Annotated in this window: 21 protein-coding genes; 10 read left to right on the top strand and 11 right to left on the bottom strand. The window is 73.3% G+C overall.

The features are described 5' to 3' along the window. Positions 1 to 18: 18 nt before the first annotated feature. The 5 genes from AB0D99_RS08905 to AB0D99_RS08885 all read left to right on the top strand — a co-directional run bounded on the left by AB0D99_RS08905 (position 19) and on the right by AB0D99_RS08885 (position 7,443). Entirely contained in the window at positions 19 to 681 is a 663-nt protein-coding gene (locus AB0D99_RS08905) for an isochorismatase family protein (protein ID WP_362358315.1), read from the top strand. Beyond that, positions 678 to 2,624: an anthranilate synthase family protein gene (locus tag AB0D99_RS08900; RefSeq protein WP_362358314.1), complete on the top strand. Its 1,947-nt coding sequence runs from the start codon at positions 678 to 680 to the stop codon at positions 2,622 to 2,624. Before AB0D99_RS08905 ends, AB0D99_RS08900 begins: the two co-directional genes overlap by 4 nt. A gap of 79 nt (positions 2,625 to 2,703) precedes the next feature. After that, positions 2,704 to 3,726 carry a ketoacyl-ACP synthase III family protein gene (locus tag AB0D99_RS08895; RefSeq protein WP_362358313.1) on the top strand — a complete coding sequence of 341 codons (1,023 nt, stop codon included), beginning with the start codon at positions 2,704 to 2,706 and terminating at the stop codon, positions 3,724 to 3,726. Between the two features lie 49 nt (positions 3,727 to 3,775). Continuing rightward, a complete protein-coding gene (locus AB0D99_RS08890) occupies positions 3,776 to 4,885 on the top strand; it encodes a 3-deoxy-7-phosphoheptulonate synthase (RefSeq protein ID WP_362358312.1) in 1,110 nt (369 codons plus the stop codon). A 200-nt stretch (positions 4,886 to 5,085) separates the two neighbouring features. After that, positions 5,086 to 7,443, top strand: coding sequence for a non-ribosomal peptide synthetase (locus AB0D99_RS08885; protein WP_362358311.1), 2,358 nt, complete (start codon positions 5,086 to 5,088; stop codon positions 7,441 to 7,443). Between the two features lie 94 nt (positions 7,444 to 7,537). Here AB0D99_RS08885 and AB0D99_RS08880 read toward each other — a convergent pair whose 3' ends face one another. Beyond that, positions 7,538 to 7,945, bottom strand: a complete 408-nt coding sequence (locus AB0D99_RS08880) for a VOC family protein (RefSeq protein ID WP_362358310.1) — start codon at positions 7,943 to 7,945, stop codon at positions 7,538 to 7,540. A gap of 89 nt (positions 7,946 to 8,034) precedes the next feature. Here AB0D99_RS08880 and AB0D99_RS08875 point away from each other — a divergent pair, with 89 nt between their 5' ends. Continuing rightward, complete coding sequence (locus tag AB0D99_RS08875) at positions 8,035 to 9,174, top strand: WYL domain-containing protein (RefSeq protein ID WP_362358309.1); 1,140 nt, start codon at positions 8,035 to 8,037, stop codon at positions 9,172 to 9,174. On the opposite strand, the gene AB0D99_RS08870 is transcribed toward AB0D99_RS08875, so the two are convergent. Both AB0D99_RS08870 and AB0D99_RS08865 read right to left on the bottom strand, forming a co-directional pair. Beyond that, on the bottom strand, positions 9,128 to 10,342 hold the full coding sequence (locus AB0D99_RS08870; protein WP_362358308.1) for an FAD-dependent monooxygenase: 1,215 nt from the start codon (positions 10,340 to 10,342) through the stop codon (positions 9,128 to 9,130). The genes AB0D99_RS08875 and AB0D99_RS08870 overlap by 47 nt on opposite strands. A 73-nt stretch (positions 10,343 to 10,415) precedes the next feature. Further along, the gene (locus tag AB0D99_RS08865; protein WP_362358307.1) at positions 10,416 to 11,882 is read right to left on the bottom strand and encodes an MFS transporter; all 1,467 of its coding nucleotides are present in this window, start codon (positions 11,880 to 11,882) and stop codon (positions 10,416 to 10,418) included. A 74-nt stretch (positions 11,883 to 11,956) separates the two neighbouring features. Between AB0D99_RS08865 and AB0D99_RS08860 the strand changes: the two genes are divergently transcribed. After that, on the top strand, positions 11,957 to 12,547 hold the full coding sequence (locus tag AB0D99_RS08860; RefSeq protein ID WP_362358306.1) for a CGNR zinc finger domain-containing protein: 591 nt from the start codon (positions 11,957 to 11,959) through the stop codon (positions 12,545 to 12,547). A gap of 74 nt (positions 12,548 to 12,621) precedes the next feature. Here AB0D99_RS08860 and AB0D99_RS08855 read toward each other — a convergent pair whose 3' ends face one another. The 8 genes from AB0D99_RS08855 to AB0D99_RS08820 form a co-directional block, all read right to left on the bottom strand. Next, positions 12,622 to 13,767, bottom strand: coding sequence for an acyl-CoA dehydrogenase family protein (locus tag AB0D99_RS08855; RefSeq protein WP_362358305.1), 1,146 nt, complete (start codon positions 13,765 to 13,767; stop codon positions 12,622 to 12,624). Continuing rightward, positions 13,764 to 15,407, bottom strand: coding sequence for an AMP-binding protein (locus AB0D99_RS08850; protein WP_362358304.1), 1,644 nt, complete (start codon positions 15,405 to 15,407; stop codon positions 13,764 to 13,766). Before AB0D99_RS08850 ends, AB0D99_RS08855 begins: the two co-directional genes overlap by 4 nt. Further along, a complete protein-coding gene (locus AB0D99_RS08845; protein WP_362358303.1) occupies positions 15,404 to 16,372 on the bottom strand; it encodes a transketolase C-terminal domain-containing protein in 969 nt (322 codons plus the stop codon). Before AB0D99_RS08845 ends, AB0D99_RS08850 begins: the two co-directional genes overlap by 4 nt. After that, positions 16,369 to 17,298 (bottom strand): transketolase, encoded by a 930-nt coding sequence (locus AB0D99_RS08840; RefSeq protein ID WP_362358302.1) that lies wholly within the window; start codon positions 17,296 to 17,298, stop codon positions 16,369 to 16,371. Before AB0D99_RS08840 ends, AB0D99_RS08845 begins: the two co-directional genes overlap by 4 nt. Positions 17,299 to 17,387: 89 nt before the next feature. Continuing rightward, positions 17,388 to 18,413, bottom strand: coding sequence for an N-acetyl-gamma-glutamyl-phosphate reductase (gene argC, locus AB0D99_RS08835; protein WP_362358301.1), 1,026 nt, complete (start codon positions 18,411 to 18,413; stop codon positions 17,388 to 17,390). Then, the gene (locus tag AB0D99_RS08830; protein WP_362358300.1) at positions 18,410 to 19,273 is read right to left on the bottom strand and encodes a RimK family alpha-L-glutamate ligase; all 864 of its coding nucleotides are present in this window, start codon (positions 19,271 to 19,273) and stop codon (positions 18,410 to 18,412) included. Before AB0D99_RS08830 ends, argC begins: the two co-directional genes overlap by 4 nt. Positions 19,274 to 19,318: 45 nt before the next feature. Then, positions 19,319 to 19,501, bottom strand: a complete 183-nt coding sequence (gene lysW, locus AB0D99_RS08825) for a lysine biosynthesis protein LysW (RefSeq protein ID WP_329115996.1) — start codon at positions 19,499 to 19,501, stop codon at positions 19,319 to 19,321. 135 nt (positions 19,502 to 19,636) lie between these two features. Further along, the gene (locus AB0D99_RS08820; protein WP_362358299.1) at positions 19,637 to 20,638 is read right to left on the bottom strand and encodes a LysR substrate-binding domain-containing protein; all 1,002 of its coding nucleotides are present in this window, start codon (positions 20,636 to 20,638) and stop codon (positions 19,637 to 19,639) included. 272 nt (positions 20,639 to 20,910) lie between these two features. On the opposite strand from AB0D99_RS08820, the gene AB0D99_RS08815 reads away from it, so the two are divergent. The 3 genes from AB0D99_RS08815 (at position 20,911) to AB0D99_RS08805 (ending at position 23,815) form a co-directional block, all read left to right on the top strand. Then, positions 20,911 to 21,804, top strand: a complete 894-nt coding sequence (locus tag AB0D99_RS08815) for a family 3 encapsulin nanocompartment shell protein (protein ID WP_362358298.1) — start codon at positions 20,911 to 20,913, stop codon at positions 21,802 to 21,804. A 206-nt stretch (positions 21,805 to 22,010) separates the two neighbouring features. Next, entirely contained in the window at positions 22,011 to 23,048 is a 1,038-nt protein-coding gene (locus AB0D99_RS08810; RefSeq protein ID WP_362358297.1) for a sulfotransferase, read from the top strand. Beyond that, positions 23,045 to 23,815: an SDR family oxidoreductase gene (locus AB0D99_RS08805; RefSeq protein ID WP_362358296.1), complete on the top strand. Its 771-nt coding sequence runs from the start codon at positions 23,045 to 23,047 to the stop codon at positions 23,813 to 23,815. Before AB0D99_RS08810 ends, AB0D99_RS08805 begins: the two co-directional genes overlap by 4 nt. Positions 23,816 to 23,830 lie beyond the last annotated feature (15 nt).

The raw sequence follows: 23,830 nt of genomic DNA, 5'->3' as shown, positions 1-23,830 counted from the left end.
CTTATCCCTGGAGCCACCATGGCCATTCCTCTGATCGACTCCTATCCCATGCCGGCCGAGGACGAGCTGCCGCGCAACACCGCGCCCTGGACGGTCGACCCCGACCGCGCGGTCCTGCTCGTCCACGATCTGCAGAACTACTTCCTGAGCCCCTTCGGCCACGGCGGCCCGGACGAGGGCCGTCAGCCCCTGACCGATCTGATGGACCACACCGAGGCGCTGCGCGGAGCCTTCGCCGCGGTCGGCGCGCCGGTCGTCTACACCGCCCAGCCCGGCGGGATGACGGACCGGCAGCGCGGACTGCTCAAGGACTTCTGGGGCGCGGGGATGAGCGCCGACCCGGACCACCGGGCCATTCCGGAGCGGATCGCGCCGGCCCCCGGGGACCGGGTGTTCACCAAGTGGCGGCCGAGCGCCTTCTGCCGTACCGATCTGCTCGCCCTGCTGCGCGACACCGGCCGCGACCAGCTGGTGATCTGCGGCGTCTACGCCCACGTCGGCATCCTGATGACCGCCCACGAGGGCTTCTCCCACGACATCCAGACCTTCGTGGTGGGCGACGCGGTCGCCGACTTCTCCGCCGAGCGGCACCGCGAGACGCTGGAGTACGTCTCCTCCCGCTGCTCGGTCACCGTCTCCACCCGCGCGGTCCTGGCCGCGCTGGACGGAGGGGCGCGATGAGCATCCACCCCCTGCTCGACCGGGTGCTCGGCGCCGATCCACCACCGTTCGCGCTGCTGCACCGGCCCGGCGCCACCGGGCCCGACCGGATCGACCTGATCGTCGGACCGACCGCCGAACACGACCTGATCGCCGACATCCCGCTGCCCGCGGCGGCGGCGGGCGGCGCCCGGCACGAGGTCCTGGCGCTGCTGCCGTACCGCCAGATCCGCGAACGGGGCTACTCCTGCCCCGACGACGGGGCGCCGCTCCTCACCATGGACGTCCGGGACCAGGCGGTGCTGCCGCTCGACGAGGTGCTCGCCGCCCTGCCCGACCTGCCGATCGCCATGGACGAGGGGTGCTTCGACGCCGACGACGAGGAGTACGCGGCCCGGGTGCGCCGGGTGCTCACCGAGGAGATCGGCAGGGGCGCCGGGGCCAACTTCGTCATCAAGCGCTCCTTCACGGCGCGGATCGACGACTGGTCGGCGCGGACCGCGCTGTCGTTCTTCCGCCGGCTCGCGGGCCGCGACCCCGGCGGCTACTGGACCTTCGTCGTCCACACCGGGGACCGCACCTTCGTCGGCGCGTCCCCGGAGCGTCACATCAGCCTGGACGCCGGCCAGGTCGTGATGAACCCGATCAGCGGCACCTACCGCTACCCGGCGGACGGCCCGGAGCTGACCGGACTGCTCGACTTCCTCGCCGACCCCAAGGAGGCCAACGAGCTGTACATGGTGCTCGACGAGGAGCTCAAGATGATGGGCCGGGTCTGCGACCTGGGCGGCCGGGTCACCGGCCCCGCGCTCAAGCAGATGGCCAGGCTCGCCCACACCGAGTACCTCATCGAGGGCCACAGCTCCCTGGACGTACGGGACATCCTGCGCGAGACCCTGTTCGCGCCCACCGTCACCGGCGGCCCGCTGGAGAGCGCCTGCGAGGTGATCAGCCGTCACGAGCCGGAGGGGCGCGGGTACTACGCGGGCGTCGCCGCCCTGATCGGCAGGGACGAGCACGGGGACCGCAGCATGGACTCGGCCATCCTCATCCGGACGGCGGAGATCGACGCGGCGGGACGGGTCCGCATCCCGGTCGGCGCCACCCTCGTCCGCGACTCCGACCCGGCGGGGGAGGCCGCGGAGACCCGGGCGAAGGCGGCCGGGCTCATCGAGGCGCTGCGCTCCCCGGCGGGCGCTCCGGCCGGACGGGACCGGGCGGCGGCCCTCGCCGCCCACCCGGAGGTGCTCCGCGCGCTGGCCGCCCGCAACGAGCCGCTGGCCGACTTCTGGTTCCGGGAGCCCGCCGAGCGCAGCCGCCCCGTGGACGTCCTCGCCGGCCGGCGGGTCCTGGTCATCGACGCCGAGGACACCTTCACGGCGATGGCCCGCCATCTGCTGGAGGCCCAGGGGCTGCGGATCGTGGTCAAGCGCCACGACGAGGACTTCCGGCTCGACGCGCACGACCTCGTCATCGTCGGGCCGGGGCCCGGCGACCCGAGGGACCCCGCCGATCCCAAGATCGCTCGGATGCGGCAGGTGACCGCCGAACTCCTCGAACGGGGCATCCCGTTCCTCTCCGTCTGCCTCGGCCACCAGGTGCTCAGCACCCTGCTCGGGCTCCCGCTCGTCCGGCACCCCATGCCGACCCAGGGGCTCCAGCGGGACATCGAGTGCTTCGGCGGGACCGAACCCGTCGGCTTCTACAACACCTTCGCCGCCCACGCCGAGCAGGACCTCATCGACTGCCCCGCCGGCCGACCCGGGCAGGTGCGGGTGTTCCGCGAGGAGACGGGCGAGGTGCACGCGCTGCGCGGTCCCGGCTTCGCCTCGGTGCAGTTCCACCCCGCCTCGGTCCTGACCAGGCGCGGCGGCGAGCTGCTCGCCGAACTCCTCTCCGGGCTGCTCGGAGAGGTAACGGAGCTTTATCGGGCGGCCGTTGTCCCCGCGTCGATACCTGCATAACGTTTTAACCGGTAACAGAAGTCCGGGCCGCACCGCCTCGGCCCGCCCCCCCCGCGCCCACCCAGGAAGGACCTGTCCGATGCGCTTCGACAACATCTGGATCGCCGGCACCGGAGGCACCCTCGGTGAATCCGTGCCGGTGGACGAGGCGGTGGCCGACGGCTCCTACTCGGCCGACGCCGCCGCCAGCACCGGCATGATCAGCTACTCCCGCTCGGCCGAGGCGCCGCCGGAGATGGCCGTCACCGCGGGCCGGCAGGCGATCAAGGAGGCCGGCGAGAAGGGGGCGACGACCGACCCGGACTCCCTCGTCCTGCACAGCCACGGCCACTTCCAGGGCATCGACATGTGGCCCGCCGCCTGCTGGATCGCCCGCGAACTGCTCGGCCCCACCCTCAACAGCATGCCGATGACCGTCGCCGCCTGGTCCAACGGCTCGCTCGCCTCGCTCGACCTCGCCGCGTCCACCCTGATCGCCCGCCCCGACGTGCCCTCCGCCCTGATCACGCTCGCGGACCGCTTCGCGCCGCCCAGCAACCGCTGGTACACCTCGCCCGGCATGGTCTTCGGCGACGGCGCCGCGGCCGCCGTGGTCACCCGCGACACCGGCCGGCTCCGCCTGCGGTCCCTGGTCAGCGAGACCGACACCGTCCTGGAGGGCCTCTCCCGCGGCGCCGAGCCCTTCCGCACCGCACCCGGCGAGCAGCCGGACATGCGCCGCAGGACCCGCGAGTTCCTCGCCACCGGCGAGGTGTCGCTGCGCGACGTGCAGACCAGGTCGGTCGAGCGCACCCGCAGCGTCGTCGGTCGCGCCCTCGACGAGGCGGACGTGGCACCGGACGGCATCGACTGGCTGGTGACCCCCTTCGTCGGCCGCACGCTGCACCGCGAGAGCTTCGTACGCCACCTGGACATCGCCCCCCGGAACTCGCTGCACGAGCTGGGACTGACCATCGGTCACCTCGGCCCCTGCGACCAGCTGTACGGCCTCGACCACCTGCTGAAGAACGACCTGCTGAGCCCCGGCGACCGCGTCCTCGTCATCGGCACCGGCATGGGCTTCACCTTCTCCGCCGCGGTCCTCACCGCCGACGGGATCTGACCCGCCCCACCACGCTCCTCACCTCCCCTCACGAAAGGGACCCACGCAGATGAGCCTCGTCCGCACACCGGCCACCACCCCCACCGACACCTTCTCCGGCATCCCCGCCGCGGCCCGGCTGCCCACGCCCGCCGAGCTCCGCGAGGAGATCCCGCTGCCTCCGCTCGCCCGCAAGACCACCCAGAGAGCCCGGCGCGAGATCGCCCGGATCCTCTCCGGCCAGGACGACCGCCTGCTCGTCATCGCGGGCCCCTGCTCCGTGCACGACCCGGACGCCGCCCTCACCTACGCCGAGCGGCTCTCCGCGCTCGCCGCGGAGCTGCAGGACCGGATCCTCGTCGTCATGCGGGTGTACGTGGAGAAGCCCCGCACCCGGGTGGGCTGGAAGGGGCTCCTCAGCGACCCCCGCCTCGACGGCTCGCAGGACCTGCCGAGCGGGCTCCGGCTGGCCCGCGGGCTGATGGCCCAGATCGCGGGCAGCGGGCTGCCGGTGGCCTGCGAGTTCCTCGACCCGCTGGTGCCGCACTACCTGTCCGACGCGGTCTCCTGGGGCTGCATCGGCGCCCGTACCGTCCAGAGCCAGGTCCATCGCCAGGTCACCAGTGGCCTCGGTATGCCGATCGGCTTCAAGAACGCCACCGGCGGCAGCGTCGAGGACGCGGTCGACGCCATCGTCTCCGCCTCCCACCCGCACGTGTACCCCGGAATCGGTGACGACGGCAGGGCCGCCGTGGTCAGCACCGACGGCAACCCCGACGGCCACGTGGTGCTCCGCGGCGGCAGCGCGGGCCCCAACTACGGGGCCGAGCCGGTCGCCGACGTCCTGGCGCAGCTGGCCGCCGCCGGGCTGCCGCAGCGGCTCGTCGTCGACGCCAGCCACGGCAACAGCAACAAGGACCACGAGCGCCAGCCGCTGGTCACCGGCGACATCGCCCGACGCGTCGCCGCCGGTGAGGAGGGAGTCGCGGGCGTCATGATCGAGAGCTTCCTCGCCGCCGGCCGGCAGGACCTCCGGATCGGCCGCACGGACCTGCTCACCTACGGCCAGAGCGTCACCGACGCCTGTGTGGACTGGTCGCAGACCGCGCACATGATCGAGGAGCTGGCCGCCGCGGTCACCACCCGCCGCGCGGAGCGGGCGGCGCGCGACACGCACTGACCCGGGGCCCCGCCCGGGCCCCACCGCGAGACCCCGCCGATCACACCCCCCACCGCGACACCCGCCGCCGGGACCCCCACGGGCCCCCCACCACCGCGCGCACCCCCTCCGCGCGCGGTGCCCGCCCGGCGCCCCCTTCCCCGGCAGACCCGGCCCCGCCCTCTTCCGACTTCGTGACCATCCCGAGAGGAATCAACACCGTGGCAGTCAACACGAGTTCGACCCTGCCCCTGGCCCGCGTGCTCGACGGTGCCCGGACCGCGACCCCGCACCGGCACGCCCTCACCGTCCCCGCGCCCGCCGCGGCCCGCCCCGAGGAGCACGCGCTGGCCGCGCTGGCCGCGCTCGTGCACCGCTACACCGGAGAGACGGAACTCCTCGTCGGGCGGCAACGACACCCGGACTCCGTCGAGTCCGTCGCGATACGAGTGGCCGGCGACACCACCGCCGCACAGCTCCTGGAGGCGGCCGCGCGGCCCGCGGCCGACGCCGCCCAGGCCCCCGCGGGCCGTCCGGCGCACGCGGCCGTGACCACCGTCGGCAGCCCCGCCGGCGAGGCGCCGGCCGCCCTCACCCTGGCCGTCTCCCCGACCGAGGGCACCTTCGAACTCCTCCTGGACAGCGCGGAGTTCGACGCGCAGGCGGCCGAGCAGTACGCGCGCCACCTGGAGCGGGTGCTCGACGCCCTGGCCGCCGGGCCCGAGAGCACCGTGCACGACATCGCGCTGCTCACCGAGGAGGAGCTCCACCGCACCCTGGTGGAGTGGAACGACACCGCGGGCCCGGTCCCGCAGCCCTTCTTCCACGAGCGCGTCGCCGAGCACGCCCGCCGGACCCCCGACGCCCTGGCCGTGATCCTGCCCGGCGCCCGGCTGACGTACCGCGAACTCGACGAGCAGGCCAACCAGCTCGCGCACCGGCTGAGGGCCCGTGGCGTGCGGCCCGGCTCCCGGGTCGGCGTCTGCTTCCCGCGCAGCGCCGAGAGCCTCATCGCCCAGCTGGCCTGCTTCAAGCTGGCCTGTGCGGCGATCCTGCTGGACAGCGACTTCCCGGCGGAGCGCATCCGCTACATGATCGAGGACGCCTCGGCCGCCGCCGTCCTGACCCTGGCCGACCACGAGTCGAAGGTCGAGGGGCTCGCCCCGGTCCTGGCCCTGGACACCGACGACTGGCGGACCGAGCCGGTCACCGAGGTCAGCGAGCCCGTCGGCGCCGACGACCTCATCCACATCTGCTACACCTCCGGCTCCACCGGCGCGCCCAAGGCCGTCATGGTCCGCTTCGGCGCCGCCCGCAACCTGATCCACAGCATGAGCGAGCTGTGCGGCATGTCCGGCGCCTCCCAGGGCACCTGGCTGGCCGCCCCCGGCTACGGAATGATCGAGGTCGAGTGCTTCCCCGTGCTCGCCGTCGGCGGCACCGTGCACATCCCGGACGTCTCCGTGGTCGCCTCCGAGTACCGCCTTCAGGAGTGGTTCCTGCGCGAGGGCATCACCACCACCCTGCTGATGAAGCCGATGGCCGAGCGCCTGTGGCGGCTGGAGTGGCCCGAGGACACCCCGCTGGAGAACATCCGCGTCTGCGGCGAGCGCATCCAGTCCTGGCCGCCGGCCGGCCTGCCCTTCCGCCTCATCAACCTGTACGGCTCCGCCGAGGCGACCGTCGTCGCCAGCTGCGACATCACCGAGATGGGCGAGCGGCTCGGCGAGGAGGGCCGCGCCCGCAGGCTGCCGCCCATCGGCCGGCCCACCACCAACGTCACCATCTACGTCCTCGACGAGGACCTCCGCCCGCTGCCGCCGGGCCTGGTCGGCGAGCTGTGCATCGCCGGCGTCAGCCTCTCGGCCGGCTACCTGGGCCGGCCCGAGGCCACCGCCGAGAAGTGGATCACCAACCCGATCGACCCGGCCCGCCACCCGATCATGTACCGCACGGGCGACCTCGCCCGGTACTGGCCGGACGGCAGCATCGAGATCGTCGGCCGCACCGACAACCAGGTCAAGGTGCGCGGCAACCGCGTCCACCTCGGTGAGATCGAGGTCGTCCTGACCACGCTCCCCGGGGTCCAGCAGGCCGCCGTCCTGGCCCGCCAGGACGGTCAGGGCGATGTCCAGCTGACCGCCTACATCGAGCCCGACACCGGCGCCACTCCCTCCGTCCGGGAGATCCGGCGCGGACTCGCCCAGCGGCTGCCGTCCTTCATGGTCCCCGCGGCCTTCGTCGTCGGCGGGCTGCCCACCAGCGTCAACGGCAAGATCGACCGCGCCGCGCTGCCCGAGCCGCCGCGTTCCCGCCCGGACGTCGACACCGCCTACCAGGCGCCGTCGGGAGCCCTGGAGGAGTCGCTGCACGGGCTGTGGACCAAGGTCCTCGAACTGGACGGGGTCGGCGTGCTCGACAACTTCTTCGACCTGGGCGGCGACTCGCTGCGGGCGGCCCGGCTGACCGAGCTGGTCCGCGAGGAGCACGGGGTCGAGCTGGAGCTGGTCGACCTCTTCGACGAGCCGACGGTGGAGAGGATGGCCGCGCTGGTGGCCCGCACCGCCGCCGCGGCCTGACCCGGCCCGGCCGGCACACGACGGTGGCCCCCACGTCTCTCGTGGGGGCCACCGTCGTGTCCGTGGTGCGAGCGCCCGGGCCGTCGGGGGCGCGTCAGGCGCCCAGCATCTCCAGATAGTGCTCGTTGTACATGATGCCCAGGACGTTGCCGAAGGGATCGGTCACGGAGGCGGTGACGAAGCCGGGACCGTACTCGGTCAGCGGCGTGTACAGCGTGGCGCCCATCGACAGCAGCCGGGCGAGCGTGCCCTCCACGTCGTCGACGTGCCAGTGGCCGATCGCCCCGCCGGGGGCGTCGGGGAGGCCCGGAGGGGCGTAACGCCGGTCGATGAGGCCGAGTTCGGTCTGGTGGTCACCGATCCTGAACTCGTAGTAGGCGGCGGGCTGCCCGTCGCCCGGGCGCTCGAAGTACGGCTCGACGCCCAGCAGTTCCGCGTACCACGTCTTGGCTGCTTCCACGTCGTCGGCAAAGAAGTTGACGGTGGCAAGTCCTCGCAGCATGGGTGGTTCCTTCCTTCGTTCCGTATCCGAGACCATCCTCCGACCCAAAGTGCTCACCAATTGAGCACTTTAAAAGAGAAGCTGGGAACATGCGCGCCGACCGACTCGTTTCCGCCCTTCTGCTCATGCAGCGCAGGGGCCGGGTGACCGCCGCCGAACTGGCGAAAGAGCTCGATGTGTCCGTCGCCACCGCCCGCCGTGACCTGGAGGCGATGGCCGCCGCAGGCATCCCGGTGTACCCGCAACCGGGCCGAGGCGGTGGCTGGTCGCTGGTCGGCGGGGCGCGCACCGACCTCAGCGGCCTCTCGGCCAACGAGGCCCAGGCGCTGTTCCTGCTCGTCGGCCCCGCCGCGGCGGCCTCCGGGGACGCCAAGGCGGCGCTGAACAAGCTGCTGCGGGCGCTGCCGCGGACCTTCCGGGCCGACGCGGAGGCGGCCGCCGACGCCACCATGGTCGACCCCACCCCGTGGGGCGAGCGCGAGCGCGGCCGGCCCGAGATGGTCGAGCTCCTGCAGGCCGCCGTGGTCCGCCGCCGCAAGGTCCGGCTGACGTACACCAACGGTGTCCGGGAGCGGACCGAGCGGCTGGTCGACCCCTGGGGCCTGGTCGACAAGGACGACATCTGGTACCTGATCGCCGGCACCGAGCGGGGGCGCCGCACCTTCCGGGTGGACCGGATCGGCGCCGCCGAGCAGACCGGCGAGACCGCCGAACGGCCGGACGACTTCACGCTCGCCACGGCCTGGGAGGAGGTCGTCGGCGACGTGGAGCGCAAGCGCTCGCGCACCTGGGCCACCGTGCTCGTCGAGACGCGCCACGCCGACGTGCTGCGTCACCGGTTCGGCCGCCACTGCCATCCGGACGGCGAGGCCGCCGACGGCCGGGCCCGCATCCGTCTCGCCTCTCCGACCCCGCTGGACGTCGCCCGGAACCTGGCCGGCTGGGGCGGTCTGGTCGAGGTGCTCGAACCCGTCTCCGTACAGCGGGAGCTGGCTCGCATCGGGGCCGAACTGTCCGCCCGGTACGCGGAGGTGGGCGCGGACGGCGACGCCCGGCCGGACGGGCCGGGCCGTCGGGACGCGGGCCACCCGGACCGGAACGCCCGCACGGACGAGGACGACCGCCACCCCTCGCTCGAAGCGGGGTGGCGGTCGCCGTCGGACGCGCCGGGGGAGCCGCGTGTCATGCCGCCTCGGCGAGCGCCAGAGCGGGCTTCCGGGTCTCGGTGAACGACGTGGAGCCGTGCAGCCACGCCACGGCGTCGCGGAGGCCGGCGGGGGAGAGGTCCGCGAGCATCGCGTTGCGTACCGGCACGTCCTCACCCGCCGCGTGGTAGAGCCGTTCGCCCAGTTCGCGCGCGGTCAGGGTGGTGCGGGCGGTACGGTCCCGCCGCAGCGTGTTGTACTCCACCAGCCACCGCGGCGCGTCCACCGACGCGCGGGCACCGAGCAGCCCGCCCAGGACCACCGCGTCCTCCAGGGCCATGCAGGCGCCCTGGGCCGCGTACTGGAGCATCGGATGCGCCGCGTCCCCGAGCAGGGCCACCCGGCCGTCCACCCACCCGTCGACCGGATCGCGGTCGCAGAGCACCCAGATCTTCCAGTCCCTGCCGAGTTCGAGCAGCCGCCGCGCCTCCTCGCAGAGCCCGGGGAACTCGCCGAGGACGTGGGACCGGCCGGCGGGAGCCCCGGTGATCTCCTCGCGGGCGCCGTCGTCCCGGGTGGCCGCGAGGTTGAGGAACGCGCCGCCCCCGATCGGATAGTGCACGAAGTGCCATCCCGGGCCCGCCCACAGGGTGACGGCCTTCGACCGCAGCTCCTCGGGCACCTCCGCCATCGGGATCACGGAACGGTAGATGGTGTGTCCCGAGATCCGCGGGCCGCCGTCGCCGACGAGCTGGGCCCGCACCGCGGAACGCAGCCCGTCGGCGCCGAGCAGCACGTCCGCGGAGAACCGCTCCCCGGCCGAGGTCAGCGCCGTCACCCGGTCACCGGTCTGCCGGTATCCGGCCACCCGGTGACCGGCGAGCAGCTCCACGCCGGCCTCGCGGCAGCCGTCGAGCAGCGCCCGGTGCAGATCGCCCCGGTGGACCACGGCGTACGGGCCGCCGAAGCGGGTCCGGTAGGTGCCGGTCAGCTCCAGGGCGGCGACCCGCTGCCCCGACGTGCCGTCCAGGAACCGCAGTTCGTCGATGAAGTCCGCCCGCTCGGCCACCCGGTCGCGCACCCCGAGGACGCCGAGCGCGTGGAAGGCGTTGGGCGCCAGCTGGATTCCCGCACCGATCTCCGAGAACTCCGGCCGGCCCTCCAGGACCGTCGCCCGGTGTCCGGCCCGGGCCTGGGCCAGCGCGGCGGCGAGTCCGCCGATGCCGCCGCCCGCGACGAGTATGTGAGTCATCGTCTGCTCCTCCTACGATGCGGCGGCCGGCCCCGTCAGCACGGGGCCGGCCGCCGGAATCGACTGCTGGGACCTACTTCGCCGTGGCCGGGGCTCCGACCGTGGCCTTCTTCTCGCCGCCGGAGGGGGCGGCGGGGGCGGCGTGCGCCGAGGCGACCGCGGTACGCCGCAGACCGAGGACCGAGACCACGACGATGGCGACGGAGAGGCCGGTCGTGAACCAGAAGGCGGACTGGAAGCCGCTGACCGGGATGGTCGCGACCTTGGCGCCGTGCACCACGCCGGCGAGGGCGACGCCGACCGCGAGGCCGATGCCGACACCCAGCTGACGGCTGGAGTTGAACAGGCCGGAGGCCAGACCCATCTGAGGGCCGCTGACACCGCTGGTGCCCGCGATGGCGGTGGAGATCATCATCACCGTCACACCGAGGCCGATCAGCACGCCGCCGGGCAGCACGCCCAGCCAGTACGAGCTGTCCGCGGTGACCTGCGCCAGCAGCGCCGCACCCGCGGCCAGCAGCACACCACCGGCGATCAGCACGTTGCGCGCACCCAGCTTGTGGGTGAGCTTGACGACCGGGAGGCTCGCCAGGAAGACCACGAACGCCTGCGGGAAGAAGCCCATGCTCGCCCGCAGAGCGGAGTAGTCGAGCACCTGCTGCATGTACATCGTGATGAAGAAGGTCGACACCGACATCACGCCACCGGACAGGAACGCGATCCCGTTGCCCGCCGACAGCGCGCGGTTGCGGAAGATCGACAGCGGCACGAGCGGCCCGGAGACCCGGGTCTGGACGATCAGGAAGGCGATCAGCAGGGCGGCGCCGCCACCGAGCGAGACGAGGACGCTCGTGGCGCCCCAGCCCTCGTCGGACGCCTCGGTCAGACCGTAGGTGAGGGCGCACATCGCCGAGGTGACCAGGATCGCGCCGGGCAGGTCGAGCTTGGCGGAGCCGGTGGCCTTGTCGGCGACGAGCCGGCGGCCGGCGAGGGCGACGAGCAGGATGCCGACGGGGACGTTGACGAGCATCACGGCGCGCCAGGTGAGGAACTCGGTGAGCAGACCGCCCGCGACGACACCGCCGGTGAAGCCGGCGGAGGAGACCGCGCCGAAGACGCCCATCGCCTTCACGCGCTCGGGGCCCTCGGGGAAGCCGCCGGCGATCATCGCGAGGACCGCGGGGGAGACGGCCGCGGCCGACAGGCCCTGGACCGCGCGGGCGAGCACGAGGATCCACGGCTCGTTGGCGATGCCGCCGACGAGCGAGGCGATCGTGAAGACCGCCAGACCGGTCACGAACATGTGCTTGCGGCCGAAGACGTCACCGGCACGGCCGCCGAGCAGCAGGAAGCCGCCGTAGAAGAGCGCGTACGCGCCGACGACCCACTGCAGCCCGCTGGCGGTGAACCCGAGGTCGCGCTGCATGGCGCCCAGGGCCACGTTCACGATGGCGAAGTCGAGGACGAGCATGAACTGTGCGGCGCACAGCAGCCCGAGCGGCGGCCGGGTCGACCCGGCCGTGCTGGTGGAGCTGGTCATGATGTTCCTTTCACGGGGAGTGAGGAGGGAGCGGGGGATACCGGCGAAACGATGTGGCCGGTAGGGTCTGCGGGATGACGGAACCCAAGCGCGTGCGGCAACCGGGCGACCGTGAGGTGGCCCCCGGCCGGCTCGCTCTGGTCCAGTCCTTCGTCAACAGCGTCAATGTCGAGTTCGGGCCGGACGCGTTCACGTCCGTCGCGGGGCTGACGCGGTGGATGGAGCGGCAGGGCTTCCCCGCGGGAGCCCTCGCCCCCTCCGAGCTCGACCGCGCCGAGGCGGTCGAGGTCCGGGAGGCGCTGCGCGCCCTCATGCGGGAGAACAACGGAGCCGACGCCGACCCGGCGGCCCGCGCCGTCGTCGAACGCGTCGCCGCCGACTGCCCGTTGGTCCTGGCCTTCGACGCCGACGGCGTCCCCGGCCTGCGCCCCGGCACCACCGGCACCCGGGGCATGATCGGCCGGATCCTGGCGATCGTCGTCGAGGCCGCCGGCGACGGCTCCTGGCAGCGGCTGAAGGCCTGCCACGAACACCGCTGCGAGTGGGCCTTCTACGACCGGGCCCGCAACCGCAGCGGCCGCTGGTGCTCCATGGCCGTCTGCGGCACGCGCTCCAAGATGCAGACCTACCGTCAGGGGCTGCGCGCCCCGGCCGGCGCCCGCTGACAGCAGCGCGGCCACGGACCGCACGGCGTCCGCCGGCCGTAACGCGCCTGCCGGGCTCTCGGCCACGGGGGCGGTCACGGCGCGTACTCCTTGCCGAGCAGCATCCGGGCCACGGTCAGCTTCGTGGCCGCGGCCGTGCCGTCCGCGAGCTGGAGTCCGATGACGTCCCGCAGCCGCTGCGCGACCGGTCCGTCCTCGCTCCACCCCTGGTGACCCATGGTCAGCAGCGCCTGGTGCACCGCCTCCACGGCCGCCTTCGGCGCCCACCACTTGGCCATGTTCGAGGGGATGCGGGGATCCTCGCCGCGGTCCGCCTTCCCCAGCGCCTCGAAGGAGACCAGCCGGGCCGCGTGCAGCAGCGTGGTGTGCTCGACGAGCGGGAACACCACCGACTGGAAGCGGCTGATCGGCTGCCCGAAGGCGGTGCGCCCGGTCGCGTGCGCGTACGCCTCCGCGAGGGCGGCGTCCCCGACGGCGATCGCCATCAGAGCGATGTACGCCCGGGAGACCCCGAAGCCGCGCATCACCGCGCCGAAGCCCCCGCCGGGGGTCCCGACCAGGTCCTCGGGCCCGACCCGCAGACCGTCGAAGACGATCCGGCCGCGTCCGCCGGAGCGGCAGCCGAGGTCGGTCAGCGGCTCCTTGCGGACCCGGTCGCCGTCGAGCCGGGTGTAGAAGGCGCTGATGCCGTGCGCTCCCTCACCGCCCGTCCGGGCGAAGACCAGCGCGTGGGTGGCGTAGGCGGTGACCATGATCGAGGTCTTCTCGCCGGAGAGCAGCCAGCCGTCGCCGTCGGGCTCGGCGCGCATCTCGATGCCCGCCGCGTCCGTCCCGTGGCCCGCCTCGGTCAGGGCGAGCGCCACCACCGCCTCGCCGCGGGCGATCGGCGGCAGCCAGCCCTCCAGCTGCTCCGGTGTGCCGTTGGCGGCGAGCACCCCGCCGATGAGCGCGGCGTTGAGCACGGGGAAGCACACGGACAGATCGGCCGCCGCCAGCTTCTCCAGGGCGATGCCCGCGCTGACCGCGTCGAGCCCCTGCCCGCCGTACTCCTCGGGCACCCGCAGCGCGAACAGACCGGCAGCGGCCATGTCCTCGATCAGACCCGGGCGGTACGCGCCGCGGCGGTCGTTCTCCTGCCGGTACGGGGCGATCTTCTCGGCGGCGAACTCCTCTATGCGCTTGCCCAGTTCGTCCTGGGCCGCGGTGAAGGCGTCGTTCATGAGGCCGTGCGTCCTTCCTGGGCCCGGAGCCGGTCCCGCAGAGCGAATTTCTGGATCTTTCCGGAGGGTGTCCTCGGCAGCGCCGGCACGAGCTCCAGCCGCTCGGGCCAGTACGTGCGCGCCATGCCGAGCCCGGCGAGGTGGCTGCGCACGCCCTCCAGGTCGGGGGCTGTGGCGCCGGTCGTGACGAGGAAGGCGCAGGCGCGCTCGCCGAGCCGCTGGTCCGGGTAGCCGACGACGGCGACGTCCCTGACCACGGGATGGCGCAGCAGGGCCGCCTCGACCTCCACCACGGGGATGTTCTCGGCGCCCCGCATGATCACGTCCTTGACGCGGCCCGTGATCCGTATCCCGCCGTGGCCGTCGGCCCGGGCGAGATCGCCGGTGTCGAACCAGCCGTCGGCGGTCACCGAGGCGTCGTACACGTCCTGGCGCCGGAAGTAGCCCAGGCACTGGGCGGACCCGCGCACCTGGAGGTGTCCGGGGGTGCCCGGTGCCACCGGTCCGCCGTCCTTGCCGACGATCCGCACCTCCATGCCGGGCACGGTGGTGCCGTCGCTCTCGGCGGCGCGCAGCGGCGGCTGCTCGGGGCGGGTGACGGTGACACAGCCGTTCTCCGTCATGCCCCACAGCGCGTACACCCGGCAGCCGAGCACCTCGTCCGCGTCCTCCACGAGCAGTGGCGCTATCGGCGCGCTGCCGGTGGCGAAGCTCCGCAGCGCCGACAGGTCGTGGGGCGTCTCGCGCTGGGCGTGGATCAGGTCGGAGAGGAAGGTCGGGGCTCCCATGAAGAAGGTCACCCGCTGCTCCTGGAGCGTCCGCAGCATCTGCGCCGGATCCCAGCGGTCCACCTGGACGGCGGTCGCGCCGAGCAGCAGCGGCATCACGAAGTTCCAGGTGAACCCGGCCTGATGGGTGGTCGGCGACCCCATCGCGGTGACCTCGGAGCCGGTCAGGCCGAGGACGTCGGCCTGCGCCTTGTTCATCGAGTACAGGGTGTTGTGGCTGTGCAGCACGCCCTTGGGCTCGCCGGTCGTCCCGGAGGTGAACATGATCTGGGCGGCGTCGTCCGGCCCGGCCTCGATCGAGTCGAGGGAGGCCAGCAGCTCCGGATCCGGCTCCGGACCGTACAGATCGCGTACGAAGTCCAGGGCGCCGGCCTCGATGTCACCGTCCCCGGCGCCGAGCAGCACCCGGTGGCGCAGGGTCGGCACGGCCTCGGCGATCTCGGCGGCCATCTCCCCGTAGGAGAAGCCGCGCACCTCGGCGGCGGCGATGTACACCGGGCTCGCGGTGAGCCGGGTCATGAACTCCACCTCGCGCCGGCGCATCACCGGAACCACCGGGCCCGCGATCGCGCCGACCCGGGCGGCGGCCAGGCAGAGCGCCACCAGCTCCCAGGAGTTGGGGATCTGCAGGGTGACCACGTCGCCGCGGCGCACCCCGAGCCTGAGCAGGCCGACGGCGAGCCGGTCGACCCTGCGGGCCAGCTCGGCGTAGGTCAGGGTCTCCTGCTCCGCCCCCCGGTAACAGACCAGGGCCGGCTTGTCCGGCCGCTCGCGGGCCCAGCGGCGCAGATCGTGCAGGACGGTCTCGTCCCGCCACCAGCCGGCGGCGCGGTAGGTGTCGGCGGCGGTCACCGGATGCCTCCACGGCGGGAATCGAGAGAGGTACGGGCGCGCTCGGCGATCGCCTCCGCGCTGACCCCGCCCCGTTCGAGCAGATAGCGCTGGCTTCCGGCGACCGGCACGAACTCGTCCGGCAGCGCCATCCGGTGCACCCGCACCGGACGCACGGCGCTGAGCGCCTCGGCGACGGCCGAGCCGAAGCCGCCGGAGCTCCAGTGCTCCTCCACGGTGATCACCGTGTCGCGCACACCGAGCGAGCTCAGCAGAGCCGGGGTGTCCAGCGGCTTGACGGTGTGCAGGTGCAGCACGTTCGCGGTGATGCCCTCGGACTCCAGCAGGTCGGCCGCCTCCAGGGCGGCGAGCGTGGGGTACGGTCCGCAGGCCGCCAGGGTGATGTCCGTACCGTGCCGCAGCTGCTGGGCCTTGCCGAGCCGTACCGGCGGTCCGGCGGGCAGATCGGGGGTGGCGCCCCGGCCGAGCCGGAAGTAGACCGGGCCGCCCAGCGTGAGCGCCTGGCGCAGTAGCTCCTCGGTGCCGGCCGCGTCGCCCGGGACCACCACGGTCATATGGGGCAGCGCCCGCATCACCGCGAGGTCTTCCAGGGCGTGGTGGGTCGGCCCGAGGTGGCCGGCCGACACACCGGAGTGGGTGGCCGCGATCAGCACCGGCAGGTTGCCCATCGCGATGTCGATCTTCACGGCCTCGACCGCGCGGGAGGAGGCGAACGCCGCCATGGTGTTCACCAGCGGGATACGGCCCTCCCGGGCGAGGCCGGCGGCCGTGCCCATCAGGGTGTGCTCGGCGATGCCGAGGTTGAGGTAGCGGTCGGCGGCGGAGCCGAAGTCCACCCCGCCGAACAGTCCGGTGTCGCTGTCCAGGACGACGAGCCGAGGCTCACCGGGGAGCAGCTCGGCCACCGTGTCGCGGTAGACCTCGCGGGCGGCGCGGGGCGGGGCGGGGGCGGGAGCCGTGGTCATCGACGGTCACCGCCCGCCGGGGTGCCGGAGGAGGCGCGGACCGCGTTGAGCGCCCGCTGGTGCTGCCGTCCGCTCAGCCGGGCGTAGTGGCTCTTGGCCTGGCCCTCGATGAACGGCACGCCCTTGCCCTTGACGGTGTGGGCGATGATCACGGTGGGCCTGTCCAGGTCCGCCGGCAGGGTCAGCGCCGTCGTCAGCGCCTCGGTGTCGTGGCCGTCGGCCTCCACCACGCGCCAGCCGAAGGAGCGCCAGCGATCGGCCAACGGCTCCAGGGAGTTGACGGACTCGGTGCCGCCGGTGATCTGGAGGCCGTTGCGGTCGACGACGGCGGTCAGGCTGTTCAGCCGGTGCGCGGAGGCGACCGAGGCGGCCTCCCAGACCGAGCCCTCCTGGAGCTCGCCGTCGCCCATCACCACGAAGCAGCGGCGGTCCGAGCCGTCGAGGCGGTTGGCCAGCGCGTAGCCGACACCGAGGGCGAGGCCGTGGCCGAGCGAGCCGGACGCGATCTCCACGCCGGCGATCTCGGGGTGCGGATGGGCCATCAGATGGCTGCCCGGCCTGGCGTACTGGTCGAGGTCCTCGGCCGGGAAGTAGCCGGCCTCGCAGAGCGTCGCGAACAGGGCGATGCCGCCGTGTCCCTTGCTCAGCAGCAGGACGTCGCGCTCGGGCAGGCCGGGGAAGTGGGGGTCGTGCCGCATCACCCGGAAGTACAGGACGGACAGGATCTCGACGAGGGACATCGACCCGCCCAGGTGGCCGCCCTCGGGGCCGGCGCACATGGCGACGATCTGCTCCCTGATCCGGCCGGTGATGCCGGCGAGCTCAGCCGCGTCGGGGCCGGGTGCGTCCGGGCGGCGCTCGTCGAGGCCGGTGCCGGTGAGATCGGTGCGGGCGGGGGCGCCCCGCAGCAGAGGCGGGCTGCTCATGCCTGGGTCCTTTCGGCTGGTACGTGAGGCGGCTGGTGGGTGGGGCGGGGCTGCTCGGGGTGCGGCGGCCGGGGGCGCGCCGGAGGCGGTCAGTTGGGGTGCAGGCCGGTGAATTCGAGACCGCGCGTCTCGGGCTCCCCGAAGCGCACGTTCATGCACTGCACCGCGTTGCCGGCGCCGCCCTTGACGAGGTTGTCCAGGGCCGCGATCACGGTGACGGTCGCCGCGCCCCGGTCCAGGGCGAACCCGACGTCGCAGAAGTTGGAACCGGAGAGGATCTTGGCGTCGGGGAAGCGGTGCATCCCGCGCCGGGCGGCGACGATCCGCATGAACGGCTCGTCGGCGTAGCGGCGCCGGTACGCGGACCGGATGGCGCGCTCGTCGACACCGTCGGCGAGGGTCGCCCGGCTCAGCAGCTGGACACCGCGCACCGCTTCGACGCCCGTCGCGGACATCCGGACGGTGTGCCCGGTGGCCTGGGCGATCTCCGCCTCGTGCCGGTGCCGCGTGGGGGCGAACACCCGCAGGGCACCGCTGCGTTCGGCGTGCAGGTTCTCCGCGCCCGCCTTGGCGCCCGAACCGCTGGAGCCCGTCCTGGCGTCGACCGTGACGTCGCCGGTGATGAGCCCGGCCTCGGCCAGCGGGACGAGGGAGAGGATGCCGGCCGCTGCCATGCAGCCCGGTACGGAGATCCGGTCCGCGGTGCGCAGCCGGTCGCGCTGCAGCTCCGGGAGCCCCTGGACGAAGGTGCCGATGAGCTCGGGCGCCTCGTGCGGGGTGCCGTAGTAGTCCTCGTACACCTCGGGGTCGGCGAGCCGGAAGTCGCCGGAGAGGTCGATGACGACGTTCGCCCTGGTGAGGAACTCCGGCATCCGCTGCATCGTCTCGCGGTGCGGGGTCGCCAGGAACAGCACGTCGACGCGGGGGAGTTGCTCCTCGGAGGAGAACGTCAGCCGGGTGCGGCCGCGCAGATTGGGGTGGACGCCGTCGATCTGACGCCCCTGGAGGGTGCGCGAGGTGGCGGCCGCCAGGTCGACCTGGGGATGGTTGACGAGCAGCCGCAGCAGCTCCCCGCCGATGTAGCCGGCCGCTCCCAGCACTGCCGCGCGGATCATGACTCTGCCTTTGCTGTCAGGAGGGCGGCGATGGCGTCCGCCACATCGAGGTCGGTTCCGTACGTCGACTGCAGGCCGCGGAACTCGACCCGGTCGTTGACCTCCAGGACGGTGAGCCGGCCGCCCGGCTCCTCCAGGAGGTCCACTCCCGCCACGCAGGCGCCGACGGTGTCCGCCGCCGCGACCGCGAGCTCGGTGAGGTCCGCTTCGAGCGGGCAGCGCTCGCTGACCGCGCCGCGCGCCACGTTGGTGCGCCAGTCCTCGCTGCGGCGGTAGGTGGCTCCGACCGCCCGGCCGCCGACGACCAGGACCCGGATGTCCCGGTCCGCCTTGGCGACCTCACGCTGGACGTAGACGATGTGCGACTGCGGGGAGGGCAGGGCCGCGAGGTGCTCCAGCACCGCCTCGGCCATCGCCCGGTCGGTGACCCGGGTGACGAGCCGTCCCCAGGAACCGACCAGGGGCTTGATCACCGCGGGGTAGCCCAGCTCCTCCAGGGCCTTCAGGGCCGCGTCCGGAGTGAGGGCGAGCGTGGTCTCCGGGGTCGGCAGGCCCCGGGCGACCAGAGCCGCCGAGGTCTGCCACTTGTCCCCGCAGACCGCCGTGGCGGCGGCGCTGTTGAGCACCGTCACGCCCGCCGACTCCAGAGCGGAAGCCGCGTACAGGGCACGGTAGTGACCCACTTCGCGGTTGAGCACGATCTGCGGGCCGTTCCAGGGCGTTCCGGCCCGGACCGACAGAGCGCGGGGGTCGATCTGTTCACAGGCGACGCCGCGCCTCTCCAGCGCGGTCAGGATGTTCTTCTCCTCGAACCGGACCCGGGAGGCGAGGACACCGAGTCGCGCTGCCGCAGAGCTCATCAGGGAAATCTCCTTCTCGTCTTCTCGTCGGGATGGCCGGGCCCGTTACTCGCCCCAGTCCTCCTCGACCTCCGGGGCGAGCAGAAGTCGCGGCGGCTCGACGGATTCGATCTCCAGCTCCAGCCGGCATTCCGGGCACTCGACTATTTCGCTCACCCGGGCATCGGTTCCCAGCGACACCTCTGCGTCGCACTCGGGGCATTCGGGGGCGACAAGGGTTTCCTGCATGGCGATTTCCTCAATTCTTCCGTGAGTTGGCGAACCGGAAATTACTGTAGTGCCGTCGCGACGCCCTATTCCGTGGTGCTCCGACGAATGATCTGATCGGAACGAGGGCGAATGCTTATGGAAGGGAAGAGGCCGTCAGGCCGCGGCGGTCGCGAGCACGGGCGTCCCGGCGGAGCCGGACGGGTCCGGGTCCTGGGCCGTGCCGGCGGCCGGCGCGGACGCCGGATCGGCGGGTGAGCCGGCGCGGGTCTCCGCGTCCGCCTCCGGGAGGAGCGGATAGCCCCTGAGCGCCTGGCGGAACGCCTTGTCCGCGATGGCGGTGAAGCCCTCGGGCACGCCTCCCGGAGCCAGTGCCAGCGTCACCGGCAGCGGCCCGGGCGGCTCCGGAAGCCCGGGGCGCACGGACGGGGTCAGGCCCCACAGTTCGTCCCCGTTGGCGACCAGGCAGGTCATCCCGAGACCCGCCTTGGCGGCCGACCTCAGGCCGATCAGCTCGCTGCTCTCGTAGGCCACGCGCCACTCGATGTCCGACGCGTCGAGGACCTCGCGGACCCGGCCCCGCAGGGTGCACGGCTCGGGGAAGAGCGCCAGGGGCAGCGCGCCCCGCTCCCCGTGGGCGGGCCGTCCGAACCAGGCCATGCGCATCCGGCCCAGCTCCCGGCAGTCCGCGCCGGCGGCGGGCGGATCGGCCTGCAGCAGCAGCGCCGCGTCCAACTGGCCGCCGGCGAGCTGGGCCGCCAGCTCCTCGCTCGCCCCGGTCCGCACGCTCAGCTGGGCCTGGGGCATCCCCCGGTTCAGCAGGCGCAGGAACTCGGGCAGAACCTCCGCGAGCTGGTTCGAGACCCCGATCGAGAGCATGAGCTGGCCGGCCCGCGGGACGAAGCGGTCGACCGCCTCGTCGTTGAGCGCCACCATCCTGCGGGCGTATCTCAGGAGCTCCTCGCCCCGCGGGCTGAGCCGCAGATTGCGTCCCGTGGAGGCGAACACCGGGCTCCGGATGAGACCGCTGAGCTGGCGTATCTGCTGGCTGACGGCGGGCTGGGTGATGTGCAGTGACTCCGCCGCCCTCCGGAACCCGCCGAGCTCGACGACGGCCACCAGAGTCCTCAGCCTGTTTATCTGCAAGTCGTGATGCATTCTCCCACCCACATCGTCGAAGGACGTTCCGTGAAGTCTGCGGCTCAGCCTAGGGTCGGCCGTTTCGACGGCGCCATGGATGCGGTCACGGGCTGGATGTGACATCTTCATGTGACGGGTGTGCAACGCTCAAGAACAGGGGTCCGGGGCGGGAATCAACGCCTCTTATTCGAGCCATAAACACCAGCCATCGACTTTCTCCCTCGAAATGCGCTCGGTTGCCTAATGTGAATGGCCGACCGAACATTTCACCGAACACCCGAGGAGACGTCATGCTGGCAGCCACCGCTGATTCCGCAGTGCAGCAGGGAGTCCAGATACAGCTCGCCGACCCGGCCCTCGCCACCCGCAGCCCGGGCGAGGAGTTCGCCTGGTCGGTCCGCGCGGCCGGCCGGGACCAGGACCACGAGGTGCCCTTCCGCGCCCATCTCCCGGCCGTCTTCCCGCTGTTCGCGACCCGCCCGCGGTACGCCGTGCGGCACCTGCTGAAGACGGCGTCGGTCGCCGACGCGCCGGTCACGTTCGTCCACGAGCCGCCGGCCGCCCGGCTGGCCGCCGCCGGCACCTCGTACCAGGCCACCCCCGAGGGCGCCTTCGCCCCGCGCCTGGAGCAGGCCGAGCTCACCGATCTGACGGTGCGTGTCCCGCTGCCCGCCGGGCTGCTCGACCAGCCGGCGCTGCTCGCCTCCTTCGTCGACTACCGCGTGCTGGTCCGGCTCTCCGTCGTGGAGAACGAGACGCTGCTGCACGGCAGCGCCGACAAGGCGATCAGCGGCCTGCTGAACCTTCCGGAGATCCGCCGCGGCACCCTCGGCGACGACGTGTACGCCGCGATCACCGAGGCCGCCGCCGAGGTCGAGGAGACGGGCGGCTCCTGCGACGGGATCGTCGTCCACCCCTTCACGTACTGGGAGCTGGTCCGGGCCGGAGTCCTCGGCCAGCTGGGCGCGGCCGGCATCACCGTCTCGCGCACCCGCATGATCCCGCGCGGCCAGATCCTCCTCGGTGACTTCCGCGCGGCCGTCACCCTGCTCGTCCCGGGGGTCGCCTCGCTGGCGCTGCGCCGCGGCGCGGGCCCGGACGGCTCCGACGCCGTCGAGGCGACCAGCCGTATCGGTCTCGCCGTCCACCTGCCGCAGCACTTCCTGCTGCTGACCCGCGACTGACGCGGACCGACCCCGCGACCGACCCGCGACGACCGCGCCCGGGACGGACCGGCCACGTCGCGCCCGAGCCCGTGAACACCGGGCCCGCGTCCGGCGGCCACCTCAGGCCCGTGCCCGGCCCGTCGAGGCCGCGCCCGGCCGGCCCAGGCCCGCGCCCGGACCGCGTCCGACCGTGTCGGTGGCACCACGAAGGGACCCCCACCACCATGACAGGCCCCTCCCCGCGCGTCCTCTACATCACCGGATGGATGCGCAGCGGCAGCACCCTGCTCGGCAATGTCCTCAACGAGATCCCCGGCGTCCGGCACGTCGGAGAGCTCTACTACCTCTGGCGCAACGGCGTCCTCGACGCCGGCACCAACTCCAGCTGCGGCTGCGGCAGTCCGCTGCGCGAGTGCCCGCTGTGGGCCGGCGTCCTCGCGGCCCTGCCCGAGGGGTCCGCCGATCACACCGCGCACCGGATGGCCACCCTCCAGCAGGCGCTGCTGCGCACCCGGCACACGCCCGCCCGGCTCGCCGAGGTCCGCGGCGAGCGCCCGACCGCCCCCGGCGTGACGGAGCTCCTCGACCACTCGGCCTCCGTCTACCGGCAGGTGGCCGCCCTCGGCGGCGACCGCCTCATCGTGGACGGCTCCAAGTACCCGGCGGAGGCGGCCGCCCTGCTGGGCCGCACCGACCTGGACGTACGGGTGCTGCACATCGTGCGGGACCCGCGGGCCACCGCACTGTCCTACCGCAGCGCCAAGGACTACATCGACCCCATGTCCCCGGCCCGCAGCAGCGGTTACTGGACCGCCTTCAACCTCGCCTCCGAACTGGTCGGCCGGACCGCGGGCGAGCGCTACCTGCGCATCCGCCACGAGGACCTGGCCCGCGACCCCCGCGAGGTGACGACCCGGGTCCTGCGGTTCGCGGGGCTCGACGACGAGTCCCCTGTGGACGGATCCGGCCGGATCCCGCTCGGCGCCAACCACACCGTCACCGGCAACCCGGACCGGCTGCGCCGCGGCGTCACCCAGATCCGCCCCGACGAGCGCTGGCGCACCGCACTGCCCGGCACCGACATCGCGGCGGCCACGGCGGCGGCGGCACCCCTGCTGACCCGCTACGGCTACCCGCTCGCCCCCGTCCGTCCCTCCCGGACCACCACCGGCGCCCCCCAGGGCTCCGGCCGGAGCTCCGGACCCGCGGGCCGGCCGGCGTCGCGGACCTCGGGTCCGCCCTCGCGAGGTGAGGGCTCGTGAACCTGGGCCTCTCCGGACGCTCCGCCCTGGTCGCCGCGTCCAGCAGCGGGATCGGCCTCGCGGTGGCCAAGGTCCTGGCCACCGAGGGCGCCGACGTGTCGATCTGCGGCCGCGACCCCGAGCGGCTGGCCCGCGCCCACAAGGAGGTGGACGCCTGCGGTACCGGCCGGGTGCTGAGCACGGTCGTGGACCTGAGCGACGAGGACGCCGCCGCCGGCTGGGTGCGGCGCACCGCGACGGAGTTCGGCGCCCTGCACGTGGTCGTCACCAACTCCGGAGGGGTGCCCTTCGGCCCCGTGGAGGAGTTCGAGGTCGCCGAGTACCGCCAGGCGGTCGACGCCAACCTGCTGCCCCACGTGTCGATCTCGCTCGCCGCCGCGCCGTACCTGCGGCACGCCGGCTGGGGCCGGATCGTCATGATCACCTCCGAGTCGGTGCGCCAGCCCCATCCGGGCAGCGGACTGTCCTCGGTGGCCCGGCTCGGCGTCCTCGGGTTCGCCAAGGGCCTCGTCCACGCCTTCGGCCCGGCCGGGGTGACCGTGAACGTGCTGGCACCCGGCTTCCACCGCACCCCGATCCTCGACGTCCAGTACGGCGACGAGGTGGAGGAGAGGCTCGCCGAGGTCGCCGCCGGAATCCCGCTGGGCCGCATCGGACGGGCCGAGGACCTGGGCGCCCTGGTCGCCTTCCTCGCCAGCGAACAGGCCGCGTTCGTCACCGGAGCCGTGCTGCTCGCGGACGGAGGCAACACCCGCGGCATCGGCTGACACCCGCCCCGCCCG

The organism is Streptomyces sp. NPDC047971 (assembly GCF_040653355.1).
Taxonomy (GTDB): Bacteria; Actinomycetota; Actinomycetes; order Streptomycetales; family Streptomycetaceae; genus Streptomyces.
Note: the sequence above shows the minus strand (reverse complement) of the source record. Positions and strands in the feature narration are given on the sequence as shown.